General features: G+C 59.7%; 11 protein-coding genes. 5 read left to right on the top strand and 6 right to left on the bottom strand.

Going from position 1 to position 13,704, the window contains the following annotated elements:
* Positions 1-166 precede the first annotated feature (166 nt).
* Together PYR65_RS10565 and ilvC are read left to right on the top strand one after the other, a co-directional pair.
* On the top strand, positions 167-817 hold the full coding sequence (locus PYR65_RS10565) for a TetR/AcrR family transcriptional regulator (protein WP_276117930.1): 651 nt from the start codon (positions 167-169) through the stop codon (positions 815-817).
* A gap of 49 nt (positions 818-866) precedes the next feature.
* On the top strand, positions 867-1,886 hold the full coding sequence (ilvC, locus tag PYR65_RS10570; protein WP_060640495.1) for a ketol-acid reductoisomerase: 1,020 nt from the start codon (positions 867-869) through the stop codon (positions 1,884-1,886).
* Positions 1,887-2,168: 282 nt separating this feature from the next.
* Here ilvC and PYR65_RS10575 read toward each other — a convergent pair whose 3' ends face one another.
* Together PYR65_RS10575 and choX are read right to left on the bottom strand one after the other, a co-directional pair.
* Positions 2,169-3,200, bottom strand: a complete 1,032-nt coding sequence (locus tag PYR65_RS10575) for an alcohol dehydrogenase catalytic domain-containing protein (RefSeq protein ID WP_276117931.1) — start codon at positions 3,198-3,200, stop codon at positions 2,169-2,171.
* Positions 3,197-4,138, bottom strand: a complete 942-nt coding sequence (gene choX, locus PYR65_RS10580; RefSeq protein WP_276117932.1) for a choline ABC transporter substrate-binding protein — start codon at positions 4,136-4,138, stop codon at positions 3,197-3,199. Before choX ends, PYR65_RS10575 begins: the two co-directional genes overlap by 4 nt.
* A 110-nt stretch (positions 4,139-4,248) precedes the next feature.
* On the opposite strand from choX, the gene betI reads away from it, so the two are divergent.
* Positions 4,249-4,884, top strand: coding sequence for a transcriptional regulator BetI (gene betI / locus PYR65_RS10585; RefSeq protein ID WP_276117933.1), 636 nt, complete (start codon positions 4,249-4,251; stop codon positions 4,882-4,884).
* Between the two features lie 102 nt (positions 4,885-4,986).
* Positions 4,987-6,216: an aminotransferase-like domain-containing protein gene (locus PYR65_RS10590; protein ID WP_276117934.1), complete on the top strand. Its 1,230-nt coding sequence runs from the start codon at positions 4,987-4,989 to the stop codon at positions 6,214-6,216.
* Positions 6,217-6,307: 91 nt separating this feature from the next.
* On the opposite strand, the gene PYR65_RS10595 is transcribed toward PYR65_RS10590, so the two are convergent.
* Together PYR65_RS10595 and PYR65_RS10600 are read right to left on the bottom strand one after the other, a co-directional pair.
* Entirely contained in the window at positions 6,308-7,927 is a 1,620-nt protein-coding gene (locus tag PYR65_RS10595; protein WP_276117935.1) for a sulfatase-like hydrolase/transferase, read from the bottom strand.
* 208 nt (positions 7,928-8,135) lie between these two features.
* Positions 8,136-9,806: a M20/M25/M40 family metallo-hydrolase gene (locus PYR65_RS10600; protein ID WP_276117936.1), complete on the bottom strand. Its 1,671-nt coding sequence runs from the start codon at positions 9,804-9,806 to the stop codon at positions 8,136-8,138.
* 174 nt (positions 9,807-9,980) lie between these two features.
* Here PYR65_RS10600 and PYR65_RS10605 point away from each other — a divergent pair, with 174 nt between their 5' ends.
* Positions 9,981-10,397, top strand: coding sequence for an Lrp/AsnC family transcriptional regulator (locus PYR65_RS10605; protein WP_060640489.1), 417 nt, complete (start codon positions 9,981-9,983; stop codon positions 10,395-10,397).
* Between the two features lie 12 nt (positions 10,398-10,409).
* On the opposite strand, the gene PYR65_RS10610 is transcribed toward PYR65_RS10605, so the two are convergent.
* Both PYR65_RS10610 and PYR65_RS10615 read right to left on the bottom strand, forming a co-directional pair.
* A complete protein-coding gene (locus tag PYR65_RS10610) occupies positions 10,410-11,456 on the bottom strand; it encodes an aldo/keto reductase (RefSeq protein WP_276117937.1) in 1,047 nt (348 codons plus the stop codon).
* Between the two features lie 108 nt (positions 11,457-11,564).
* On the bottom strand, positions 11,565-13,466 hold the full coding sequence (locus PYR65_RS10615; protein ID WP_276117938.1) for a CASTOR/POLLUX-related putative ion channel: 1,902 nt from the start codon (positions 13,464-13,466) through the stop codon (positions 11,565-11,567).
* Positions 13,467-13,704 lie beyond the last annotated feature (238 nt).

The raw sequence follows: 13,704 nt of genomic DNA on the forward strand, positions 1-13,704 counted from the left end.
ATTATTCTTTCGACCTTGAGGGGGTTGCTTCTGTTTGCGGTGTGGAGGGTTTGTTTGCGCTTTCTCTGCTTCCTCAAATTCCCTTGTAAACGGGGTTGACCGGTCCAGTTCTTTGCGGCATAAGCGGCGAACCGTACCGTACGGTACTGTAAATGAGGACGATTTCTTGCAGCTTGCCGCCCACCCGCACCAGCCGGACTATTCGCCGCGCCAGAACGATGTTCTGGACAGCGCGCTGCGTCTGCTGGTCGATGGCGGCGAGAAGGCTCTGACGACGGCGAGCGTGGCGCGGGCGGCCAACTGCTCGAAGGAAAGCCTGTATAAATGGTTCGGCGATCGCGACGGTCTCCTGTCGGCGATGATCGGCTTTCAGGCCAGCAAGGTCCGGACCTTCGACGATACCGCCGAAACGCTGACATCAGTGACCTTGCAGGAGCATCTGGTGCTGTTTGCGCGCGACCTGTTGGAGGTTTTGGCCGGCGATGTCTCGCTGGCGCTCAACCGGCTGGCGATCGGGCAGGCGAGCCGCGATGGTTCCAAGCTTGGATCCATGCTGCAGGAGCGCGGCCGCCGGCAGATCGGCAAACGGGCAGGGGCGCTGCTCGAAGCGGGACGCGACGCCGGACTGCTGGTGTTCGGCGATCGGGACGACGCCTATGATACGCTCTACGGCCTGATCGTTTCCGACCTGCATCTGCGCATGCTGCTCGGTGAGGATAGCGGCCGCTTGGCCAAGGATTTCGGCCGCAGGGCGCAAAAGGCGGTATCCGCCTTTCTGCGCCTCTACGGCAGTGAAAAAAGTTCGGCACAGTCCTGAGGGCGGCCGGAAGAGTTTAAAAGAGACAAGCAAAGGGAAGGAAATTACAATGCGCGTCTATTACGATCGTGATGCTGATCTCAACCTCATCAAGTCCAAGAACGTCGTTATCGTCGGTTACGGCAGCCAGGGCCGCGCACACGCGCTGAACCTGAAGGATTCGGGCGCGACCAACGTGGTCATCGCGCTCAAGGCCGGTTCGGCCACCATCAAGAAGGCCGAAGCCGATGGCTTCAAGGTCATGACCGTTGCCGAAGCCGCCAAGTGGGGCGACCTGTTGATGATGGCGACCCCGGACGAACTCCAGGCCGACATCTACAAGGCCGACATCGCCGGCAACATCCGTGATGGTGCTGCCATCGCCTTTGCTCACGGCCTCAACGTTCATTTCGGCCTCATCGAGCCGAAGGACACGCTCGACGTCGTCATGATCGCACCGAAGGGCCCCGGCCACACGGTTCGCGGCGAATACCAGAAGGGCGGCGGCGTTCCCTGCCTCGTTGCCGTCGAAAAGAACGCTTCGGGCAACGCGCTTGATCTCGCTCTCTCCTACGCCTGCGGCGTCGGCGGCGGCCGTTCGGGCATCATCGAAACCAACTTCAAGGAAGAGTGCGAAACCGACCTCTTCGGTGAACAGGTCGTTCTGTGCGGCGGTCTCGTCGAGCTGATCCGCGCCGGTTTCGAAACGCTGGTCGAAGGCGGTTATGCGCCGGAAATGGCCTATTTCGAGTGCCTGCACGAAGTCAAGCTGATCGTCGATCTGATCTATGAAGGCGGCATCGCCAACATGAACTACTCGATCTCCAACACGGCAGAGTGGGGCGAATATGTCTCAGGCCCGCGCATCATCACGGCGGAAACGAAGGCTGAAATGAAGCGCGTTCTCACCGACATCCAGACCGGCAAGTTCACCTCCGACTGGATGCAGGAATACCGTTCGGGTGCAGCCCGCTTCAAGGGTATCCGCCGCATGAACGACAACCACCAGATCGAAGAAGTCGGCGCCAAGCTGCGCGGCATGATGCCGTGGATCGCCAAGAACCAGCTGGTCGACAAGGCCAAGAACTAATATTGCTGCAAAGCAAAATTAGTGTATTGCACTTGCGTAATACTGAAGAGGCCGGGGCTATCTCCCGGCCTCTTTCGTTTTTACAAGTAATATTTGGAAAATTGCCAGTTTAGGAGTATTCTATTCGCCAGGAGGATACTGCTATGACAACGTTCTTCTATCATTTCGCCATGTTCGACGCTTTCATCGTGGGTGCCATCGTGCTCCTGATCGGATTGAGCATGGTCGGGCATCACGAAGCCTGAAAACCTTATCGCCTTTGTCCGTCTCTAAGGGACGGTCCTAATAGGTGATGACGAAGCGGCCGGCGGCCTTGCCTTGGTCGAGTTCGCTCAGCGCGCGTGAAACGCCGTCGAGAGCGATCGGCACGATGTCATTCTCCAGCGGTTTCGCAGCGTGAAGGTCGACGACCGCGCGCATCTCTTCGCGTGTTCCCACGCTCGTTCCCGTGATGACGACGCCGGTTGCCGTCAGCCATTCCTGGCTGACCGGGACAGGGTCCGGCACCAATGCTGCCGCGACGATACGGCCGCGTGGCCGGATCGCTGCTATCATCGGCGCCCAGGTTGCGGCGGTGGGGGCGAAGTTGATGCAGACATGGCTTTTATACTGTGGCGTACCCAGCGTTTCCGTCAGCGCAGCGTCGGCGAGCAGGGTGAGGGCTGCACCGTAGCGGCTTGCAAGCTCAAGCTTGGCCGGATCCCGGTCGATGGCGATGACGCGTGCGCCAAGCCTGGCAGCAATCTGAACCGCGTAGAGGCCAAGGCCGCCGCAGCCAAAGATGGCACAGGTTTCGCCAGAGCGAAGGCCTGAGCGTTTCACCGCGCCATAGGCGGTCACCCCGGCGCACATGATCGGTGCCAGCGCCACCGGATCGAGGCCATCCGGCAGCGGGACCGCATAGGCGGCATCGGCGATCACATATTCGGCAAAGGCGCCCGGCACATTCAGGCCATGCGCCCGCTGGTTCTGGCAAAAGGATTCCATGCCATCCGCGCATTCGTCGCAATGGCAGCAGGTATCATGCAGCCAGGGCACGCCGGCGCTGGCGCCGATCTGCCAGCCGGCGACGCCCGGCCCGGTGGCAAGGACGGTGCCGACACCCTCATGGCCGAGGATGAAGGGAACGGGATCGGATGGCGGGCGGACATGCCCTTTCCAGATATGCACATCCGAGTGGCAGACGCCGCAGGCCTTCAGCTTGACGAGGATCTGGCCGGGGCCGGGTCTCGGGACGGGGACTTTGCGCTGCTGCAGCGGCGCGTCATAAGCTTCAAGCACCGCCGCGTTCATGAAATCCTGGATAACGCTCACGGCTGAAGCCCCAGAGCAGCCTGCACTGCGGCAAGGGCGGGCGCGCCGTCGAAGGTGGTGACGCCGGCAAGCCAGCCGTTAAGCTTCTCCGGATGGTCCTTGATCATCTGCTTGGCAGCGTCTTCGGCAGACAAACCCTTGTTCGAAATCAGGTCCATGCCGACATTTTCATAAGTGAGGTCGAACACCAGATTGGCAAACAGCTTGGCCGCATTCGGGCATTCCGCCGCATAACCGCCACGGGCAATGGTGCGCACCGTCGCGCCGCCGAAATTCGGACCATATTCCTTGTCGCCGCCGGAGAGGTAGGTGAGGTCATACATCAGGTTCATCGGGTGGGGTTCCCAGCCGAGGAACACGACCCAATCCTTGGTCTTTGCCGTCTTGGCAACTTGCATCAGCATGGCCGCTTCGCTGGATTCGACCACTTCCCAACCGGCGAGCTGGTGGTTTCCGGCGGTGATCATGTCGAGCAGCGGCTGGTTCGATCCCGGTTCGATCCCATAGATTTTCCGGTTGAACTTATCGGCATGGGCGGCGAGATCGTCATAGGATTTGACGCCGGCCGCAGCGACATAGGTCGGGACCGCAAGGGTGAATTTGGCGCCTTCGAGATTGGTGGCCAGCGGCTCCACCGACTTGTCGTCGAAATAGGCCTTGAACTGCTCGTCCTGGACCGGCCGCCAATTGCCGAGGAAAATATCGAGCTGCTTGCCCTTGAGCATTTCATAGGTCACGTTGAGGCCAAGAAGCGTCTGGGTGGGCTGGTAGCCGAGCGCCGTCAGCATGACGGCCGCTGTGGTGTTGGTCAGCGAGATATCCGTCCAGCCCAGATCCGACATGCGCACGGCGCGGCAGGATTCCGCCTCTGCGGCATGGGCCGAAAGCGGCAACAGGGTTGCGCCGAGCGCGGCGAGAGCAAGCTTGCATGCGTTCATATCCATTCCCCTTTTTTTAGCTATTGCTCGAAACGATAGGTCAACAATATTTTTTGTCAAAATAAAAATTTGTTAGAGCGTACAAAAAATCTTTCAGATATTGAAAACGCATGAGCGCACAACCGAAAAAGCAGAAGAAACGCATCGAGGAAATCCGCCGCATCGAGCTGATCGAGGCGGCCTACCGGATTTTTATCAAGGATGGGCTTAAAGGACTGACGACCACGCGCATATGCCAGGAGGCTGGCATGTCGCAGGGGATTCTGACCTATTATTTCAAGGACAAGGACGAGGTCCTGTTCGAGATGGTCCGCCATGCAAACCGCATCCTGATGGACGATGTGGTCGTGCGGCTGCGCGGTGCAGTTACCCGCTGGGACCGGATCATTGCGGTGATCGACGGTAATTTTCCGGAAAGCCGGTTCGAGCGCACCACGGCCAATGCCTGGGTTTCGTTTTACGCGGCAGCTGGGCATAATGCGCGCTATGCCCGGCTGCAAAGGCTGTTTTACCGGCGGCTTCATTCCAATCTGGCATCTGCGCTGGTGCCTGCGGTGGAGCGGGCTGCAATCGATCCGTTCGTGCTCGGTTTTGCCGCCATGCTGGATGGCATATGGCTGCGGCGCGGACATTCGGAAGAGGATATCAGCCTGTCGCAGGGCAAGCAGTTGCTGACATGCTACACGCAGAATAGTCTGGGCACCGCCGCTGTCGAGCGCCTGAAGGCGCTGCCGGTGGCCGGCTGATCGCAGAAAATGCATCTTCACGCCTCAGCATAGGTCAGCATTATTGACTTAATAGGCGCGGCGTGATGTGCTCCGCAAAAAGCATAATCTGAGGAAACTTCCATGCTCGATTGGGAAAATATCTTCGCGACGCGGTCTTCACGGATGCGCGCCTCGGAAATCCGCGAATTGCTGAAACTGTTGGACCGTCCCGACATCATCTCGTTTGCCGGCGGCATTCCGGATCCGGCGCTGTTTCCGGACGAAGAGTTCAAGACTGCCTATGCCGATGTTTTCGGTGGACCGACGGTGAGCGCCGCGCTGCAATATTCGGTCAGCGAAGGCTATCTGCCGCTGCGCCAATGGCTGGCCGGCCGGATGGCCGCGATCGGCATCCCGTGCGAGCCGGAGAACATCCTGATCACATCCGGATCGCAGCAGGCACTCGATTATCTTGGCAAGCTGTTCCTCTCGCCCAACGACACGGCACTGGTCACCTGGCCGACCTATCTTGGCGCGCTGCAGGCCTTCAATGCCTATGAGCCGTCCTATGATCAGCTGTCGCCTGGCGGCAACCGCACGCCGCAGACCTATCGCGATGTGGCAGCGGAAGCCGGCGGGCGGGTGAAATTTGCCTATATGTCGGCCGAGTTTGCCAATCCGACCGGCGAAACGCTGGATCTGGCCGCGCGCGAAAAGGTCCTCGATCTTGCCGAGGAACTCGATATCGCCGTGATCGAGGATGCCGCCTATCAGTCGCTGCGCTACGACGGCGAGGCCGTTCCACCGATGCTGGCGCTTGAGATCGCCCGCAAGGGGTCGATCAACGACACAAGGACGATCTATTGCGGCAGTTTCTCCAAGACTCTGGCACCAGGGCTTCGCGTCGGTTTCGTGGTTGCGGCCATGCCGATCATCCGCAAGCTGGTGCTGATGAAGCAGGCGGCCGACCTGCATTCCTCGACCATCAACCAGATGGCCATCTGCCATGTGGCCGAGCGTGGTTTTGACGCGCAGGTCAACAAGATCCGCGCCGTCTACAGCAAGCGGCGCGACGCCATGCTGGCCGCACTCGGAAAATACATGCCGAATGGCGTCAGCTGGACGGTGCCCGAAGGCGGCATGTTCGTCTGGCTGACCCTACCGGCGGGCATGGACGGCGCCGACCTTCTCGCCAAATCGCTGGTCACGGCCAAGGTCGCCTTCGTTCCCGGCAAGGCCTTCTTCGCCGACGGCTCCGGCGCCAACACGCTGCGCGTCAGCTTTTCCTGCGCCGACGAGGCCATGATCGAAGAGGGCATCTCCCGCCTCGGCCGCCTGATCGGCGAAGAGGCGGCAGCGATTGCTGCATAGTCCCGCTCAATCAGAGCGTTGATATTGGGGCATCGCTGAGCACGTTGCCCCAATATTTGGTATTTGAGCTGCTTCTGGAAGCGGCTCGCTTCTACATGCTGGGTTCGATCCCCCACAGTCGGTCGCGCACCGCATAATCGGACAAAATTGCATCATTCAGCAGGTTCAGCCCCATTTGCCCGGCCAGTGTCGTTTGACCGGACAAAAGAGAAACGCCAAGGGCCGCTTTTCGGCCAGGAAGGGTGTAGCCGAGCGCCTCCAGCAGCGTTGGATAGGTATCGACCATGGTTGCTGCGGTTGCGTTGAGCTGGGGCGCAAGCCCATCCTTCAGGAGGATGAATGTGTTTTTCCGGTCTTTGCTTTTCAATTGCCGGTAGATTTCGTTGCGCATGGCGAGATGATCACTCTGAACAACGACGACTGTGTTCTTCAGAAGACCTGTCTTGCCCAATTTGTCGATGAAGGCCTCAGCAAGTTTGTTGGTGCAATAGTAGGCTTGCAACGTTTTGTTTGGCAGCGCCATGACATCGGGATCGGCAAGACAGCTGCGCGAGATGTAACCCGCAGGGCTATGTCCGCCAATGGTGGTCATCGTCACACCAAAGGGTTTTTTCAAGCCGGACAGGGCGGTGATTTCCTTGAAGGCGGCATCGAACAGATCCTCGTCGTCGATACCCCACGGATTGATGGGCACTCCCAGTGCGTTGACACGTGTAGGGTAGTTTGCACCGATCTGTTCGTAGCCAATTCCCTTTTGATAGCTATGCGCGCTTACGAATCCGTCAGTTCCGGCAAATTCCAGCTTTGCGCCTTTCATAAACGTCAGATTATAGCCGTCACGGACCAGAATATCGCTGAGGCACACTGCTTTTGGAAGCAGGGCATCGACGTTGCCAAAGTCATTGCGGTCGATCGCGCCCAAGCCCAGCAATGGTGTTCCGCAGTTGCTGGCAACGTGGCCCGCGAGTGTCCAATTGGTCATTTCCGATTCGGCGATGCCGGTTGCCGAGAAACCCCGGTTTTCCAGACGTTTCAAAGGCGATGCCGCTTTTCCAAACAGGCTTTCGTCCCAAAGGGTCCGCTCTGTGCTTTCGAGATAGATTTGGATCAGATTGGGTTGCTGGCCTTGCGGCGTTGTTGCCAAGGAAGCATCGCTGAAATGGTCCATGAGGTTGGCTTGATCGGAAGCATTGGCGCGCATGACATGATCGCCAATTCCGAGCGTAAACGGATTAAGCAAGAGGCAAGGAACGGTCAGCCAACTGCCGAGGGTCTGCATCCTGTGATGACCACGCGCGGCCTGCCGCCAGCATACAAACACCAAGATGAACGGCAGCAATTCCAGCGCTATCTGAAACGCCACAGAACTCACAACACCGTTTGATTCCATGTCGTATTGAAAATGGAACAGGATCGGAGCAAGGGAGAAATAGCCGAAAATCCGCACGAAGACATACCAGATCATCAGCATCGATAGCGGGATCAAAGGAAGCCACCAGCCGCTGGTTGGGCGTCCGTTGGACAGCTTCCTGCCAAAACCGGCGGCGATCAGGATGAGGAACAGAAGCGGAAATCCATAAAGGATCAGTTTTTTGTCCTCGTCCATTGTTTTCACGGCAATGTTAAGGACCGCGATTGTGAATATCGCCGCCCAGATCATCCAATAAGGACGTGTCGGTTCCGACCGGTCGGCCTTCCAAAATTTCCACATTTTGTAGTTTTCCGCAATCTATCGTAGTGATAGTGTTGCGGGAATTTACGGATGAAGTACTAACGGCAGGTTGAAATCTCAACCGGGACGATTGCTTTCACGAAACGCATTGAAAAAACTCAATCGAATGTCCCTGCGGTTCCATTGGTCTGATGCAAGTGAATTGTTGCCGTGGCAGCGCAAGCCGCCGGTAAAGTCAGCCAGCCGCTTAATCTTCCTCTGAAAGGCAGGCGAGAGCAGCCTCGTAGATGATGTCGGGCAGGATTTCGAATGTGTAGGGCATGTGGAGGCGCTCCCATTTCTGGTGGTAGTCGCGGCCCCAAGGGCCGATATTGACAACGGGATAGGACAGAAGTCCGTCCGGTGCCTGGTCGACGAAGGCCGAGCAGGGGGTGTTGTCTGAAAGAAGCTGTGTCTGTCCGGCGGCTGGCCTATGTCCGAAGAAGCTCATGTCGGAAATGCCGGCGAAGAACTGTTTGGGCTTGATGCTTGTCTTGTGCCGTTTCGCGCATGCCGTGGCGGCCCCCATGATGGCGTTTTCGAATGTTCTGCCGTGTTCTGCGGCGCTGTCCAGATGCACGCGCGGATAGTGCAGCGTCGAGAAACCGATGATCACCAGCGGGCCTTCGAGGCCGGCTTCGGCGAGCGTTGCCGCAACGATCTGGCGGGTGATCGATAGCGGGTCTTCGCCGTTTGCCAGGGATTGATCGAGCGCCTTCAGGCGGGCAACTGCCGCCTCTCCGCCATGCGATAGGGCAAGTTGGTAGAGCTCGGCATAGGTGAGGACCTGTCCCTCATGGGATTCTGCGCGGCCCGAGCCCTGGCGCTCGAAGAAGGCTTTTGCGTTGCGTGCCTGCGCGTCGAGCGCCGTGCGCAAGGCTGCGGTGGCAAGGGCGTGGAACGCGGTCAGAACATCGTCCGGCGTGCGCTGATGCGTCAGCCAGTTGAACGACAGCCAGACATGCGCTGGGGTCGTCACCTCGTAGCCGTGGCGGACGTCTTTGGCTTCGAGGCAGACCGGGGCGGGGGAGATCTCGCCATGGGCTTCGTCGCAGAGGGCGCTGTTCGTCTCCATCGCTCGCATGATTTCGGCACCGATCAGATGAGCGCTGACGCCGTCGAAGGCATAGCCGGCATGGGTGGGACGGCCGGCGACGAAGGCAAACGGCGAAAACTTGCCGACCGATCCGAGATAGACGGCGCGGCCTTCTTCGCCGTCGCCATCATCGCCGCTGGCGTCGAGATTGATGCCGCCGATGATGTCGAGATCGAATTTTTGCGCAATCGCGGGCAGGGCGTCGCGCAGGGACCGCATGCCGCGCGACCGGTTTTCCTCATCCGGCGTTGCGACGAACAGCAGATTGCCGGGCGGTTCGTCCAGCCCGGCAAAGCGCTCCAAGGCAGCAATGCCGGCGGCCAGGCCGCTCTTCATATCGAGCAGGCCCCGGCCGGCCAGGAAATTGCCGGTCAGCAAATCGGCCAGCGCCTTGTCTTCGGCCGGATTGCGGGTCTTCGCCGTGAGCTCGTCGATCAGGGCTGCGGTGAGGGCTTCCGGTTCGCAGGCAAGCGAGACCAGGGAGCTGTAATTGGCAATCGACACCGTGTCGAAATGCCCGGCGAGAACCAGACACCGGCGGCCCTTGCCGCGCACCAGCGCCAGCACATTCTGCCGGGCCGGCGTTCCGTGGCTGTCGATGGCCAGAAGGTTTTCCGGATGCTTCTGGAAATAGGGTCTAGCGCCGAGCAGGTCCATCAGGCAGCTTGAAAATGCGGCTTCGCCATCGCTTTCCGTGACACTCGGCCAGCGCGTCATTTCAATCGAAAGCGCGCCGGCACGGGACAGGGAGTTGCGAAGGGATGGTCGGTCGGCAGACGGCATTTCGGTCTATCCTCTAACTTTTCGAATGGCCTCATGGGATCAGGCCTATGAACTCTACCGAGCGGCTTCTTGAAGCGAAATGGCAATTTTATGGAAATATGCTTGATATTTTTGGCGAAATGACAGGGTATGCTGGCATAATGACACGAGGCGTACAATCTAAGGCATGACGTCATGGACAATACCGACCGCCGCCTGCTGGCAATCTTGAGAACCGATGGCCGCGCCTCGATCTCGAAACTGGCGGAACTGTTGAAAATATCGCGCGGTACGGTGCAAAACCGGATCGACCGGCTCACCGCCGATGGGGTCATTGCCGGCTTTACCGTGCGCATTGCAGCGGCCGAAGACCCGCACGCCGTCCGCGCCGTCATGCTGATCGAGATTACCGGTCAGAAAACCATATCGGTGGTCAAGGTGCTGCGCGGCATCCCGGAAATCCGGGCGCTGCACACGACCAACGGCGCCTGGGATCTGGTGGCCGAAATCGAAACCGAAAATCTGTCCGAATTCGACCGTGTCCTGCGTCATGTCCGGGCTCTGGACGGGGTCTCCAAATCGGAGACCAGCCTGTTGCTGACAACGATTTGAGAAGGCCTGTGCCTATACATGCGGTCCAAGCAGGGACAGATCAGCCTCTCCAAGCCGGTCCTTGGCCGTGCGGACCTGGTGCCAGTAGGGGTAGAGGATCGGCGGGGCGCTGACATCGTCGAGGCGCTGGCGTTCGTCTTCGGTGAGGATCAGCTCGGCGCTGGCGAGATTGTCCTGGAACTGGGCTTCCGTACGGCCGCCGATGATGACGGAGGTGACGGCCTTGCGGCCGATCAGCCAGGCGAGCGCAACCTGCGCGCCGGAAACATTGCGGCTTTCGGCGATCTCGACGAGGACATCGACGATATTCCACAACCGGTCCTCGTCGCGGATCGGCGGTTCGTCCCATCCGGCCAGCTGCCGCGAGCCTTCCGCCGTCTTGTTGCGGCGGTGCTTGCCGGAGAGCAGGCCGCCGGCAAGCGGGCTCCACACGAGCACACCGAGCCCCTGATCGATGGAGACCGGCAAAAGCTCGTATTCGGCTTCTCGGGCTTCGAGCGTGTAATGGATCTGCTGGCTGACGAAACGCTGGCGATGGTCAGCCGCGCTGACGCCGAGCGCCTTCATGATATGCCAGCCGGAAAAATTGGAGCAGCCGATATAGCGCACCTTGCCCTGGCGCACGAGCATATCAAGCGCTTCCATGGTTTCTTCCAGCGGTGTGAGACCATCCCATTCGTGCAACTGGTAAAGGTCGATGACATCGGTCTTCAGCCGCTTCAGGCTCGCCTCGCAGGCGCGCACCAGATGATGGCGCGACGATCCGGCATCGTTTGGCCCTTCGCCCATCGGGAAACGGGCCTTGGTTGCAAGCAGCACGCCATCACGGCGCTTGCCGATGATCTCACCGACGATCTCTTCGGAGACACCCTGCGAATAGACATCCGCCGTATCGATCAGGTTGACTCCGGCATCCAGAGACATATCGACGAGCTTGCGGGCTTCCGCAACGCCGAGGTCGCCGACGGTCTTGGCCCAGCCCTTGCCGCCAAAGGTCATGGTGCCGACGGTCAGTGCCGAAACCTTGAGGCCGGAGCGGCCGAGAAGACGATAGTCCATGATGATGTCCCGATCTGTTTGACATGCAAAGCCCAGGCTAAGCTAGTCGCAGTCCTGCGAAATGGAAGAGGTGGGCTGTTGACCACCCCCTGATTTCCCCGTCGCTGTTCAGTCCTTCGCCAGCACGATCACGCGGTCGGCGGCGTTGTATTGCAGCTTTGCCGACTTTGCCGGATTGACCGTGACGCCGCCGAGGCGGCGCTGGTCGGCGTCCTCGTCCCGCTGGCGGCGGTAGCCGATCGCCACTTCGCCGCGCCGCAGGGCTGCGAGGCAGATCGTGTAGAAGGTGACGGGTTCGCTGATCGTGACGTAATCGCTGACCGGACGCATGTAGATTTCCGATCCGTCCTCATCGAGCAACTCGTCGAAGATCGCGGCCATGCGCTCGTTTTCCGACGCCTGCGCCAGCATCAGGCTGACCAGCTTGTTGCTGACGACGAAATCGTCGGCGCGGGTGACCTCGGCCAGCTCGCGGTTGCGCACATCCGTCATCTCGCTGACGACGCTGATGTGGCGGCCGGCATGTTCTGCGATCTTGCGCAGCTGCAGGAGGGTGACCAGCGTTCGGGTGTCGGCCGGCTGCGGGGTCATATGGTCGCTATAGCCCAGCACCAGGACGTGGTCGTAGCTGGGGATATCCAGCGCATTGAGTTCGGCGCGGTTGCTGGTATCGACGATGCGGTAATCGACAGCCATATTGCCGTTGGCGACCTTCAGGGCCGCGATATCGTCTTCGAGTTCGGGCGTATCGGCTGCAATCGTCAGCAGGGAGCCCGGTGCGACGTATCGCGACAGTTCGAAGGTGATGATCGGCCCGCGCCGGTTCCAGCCGAGCAGGAGAGTGCGCTCCGGCCCTTGCTTTCGTGCTTCCGGTGCCAGGATGGCGTCTTTCTCGATATGGATGTCGCTGCCGCCGGAATTGATGGCGGCATCGTCCTCGGCGATGATGACGGCGCGTTCGCCCGGCTTGAAGATGCGGCCGGGCGGCGGGTTGAGATGAACCTTGCCGTCCGCATCGCAGAGGCCGATCAGCGTCGATGTCTCATAGGCCATGACGGCGGCGGCAAAGCTCTTGCCGGTGATGTAGGGCTGTTCCAACGTATAGATTTCGCAGCCGTCGAAATCGAGCAGCTCGGAATAGACGGCGCTCAAGCCGGACTGGCGGCTGGAATGCACGACGATGCGGGAAATCAGGTCGTCGGCCAAAATGAGCTGAAGCTCGTTGCCGCCGACGATGCGGGCCACTTCGGCGTTCTTGCTGTTTCGGATTTCTGCGGCGATCTGGTAGGGCTTGGCGCGGCGGCCGGGGGCGTTGACCAGTGCCAGCACGCTCTTGATCACCTGCGAATCCGGATCGTCGCCTTCGGGCGACAGAACGATGACGGAGCGCGAGGTTTCCGGATTGACGATATTGAGGTCGTAGAGGTCGGTCGGATCGCCGCTGCGGCAGATGATCCTGGTATTCTTGAGGTCAGCCACCTTGGTGGCGATCTCGTCCTCCATCTCCACCTTGTCCTTGCTCGCCATGATGACGATGCGCGGCTTCTTGCGGCTGCTATTGGCGATCACCAGTTCCGAAATCACGTCGAAGATCGAGGGCGACCAGTTGAGAATGATCGTGTGGTCGTTTTCCAAGACCTGCGAACGGCCCTTGCGCAACTCGTCCAGCTTGTTTTCAAGGCCTGAGCTCAAGACGCCGATCAGGGCCGAGAAGACGAAGATGCCGGCAATCGTGACGAATAGCGAAACGCCGCGAAAGCTCCAGCCGAGATCGCCGCCCATCGTTCCGGCATCCATGGTGCGCATCAGCGATTCCCAGGCGCCTTCGATGAAGCTCACCGGCTGGCCGCCCTCCGGGGCGATCTGGGTCAGTGCCAGGAACGCGCCGGCGATGATGATGACGATCAGCGAGATGATCGCCAGCCAGCCGATCAGCGCGATCGATCCCGCCGCCATGCTCTTGTCGAACTCATAGCGCAGCCGCGCGCCCCATGACGTTGTCTTGCTCATCGATGTCCCCTTGGCCCCGCCACATGCGCCCGGACCGGATTGCAGATATTTCTAATATATTCAACAGGTTTAGGCGGCTGAGCGGCAATCCACCCAGTAATGTTCATCGGATTATCCGGCTATCTATCCATAAGACGCTTGTGGCGGGCTGTTTATTCGCCGCCGGTTGCGCAGGCAGTGTCACATGCCTGTCAAGTGCCGCCACTATCCATCACTCCATCTGTTCACTTGGGATGAA

Source organism: Pararhizobium qamdonense, from assembly GCF_029277445.1.
Lineage (GTDB): Bacteria > Pseudomonadota > Alphaproteobacteria > Rhizobiales > Rhizobiaceae > Pararhizobium > Pararhizobium qamdonense.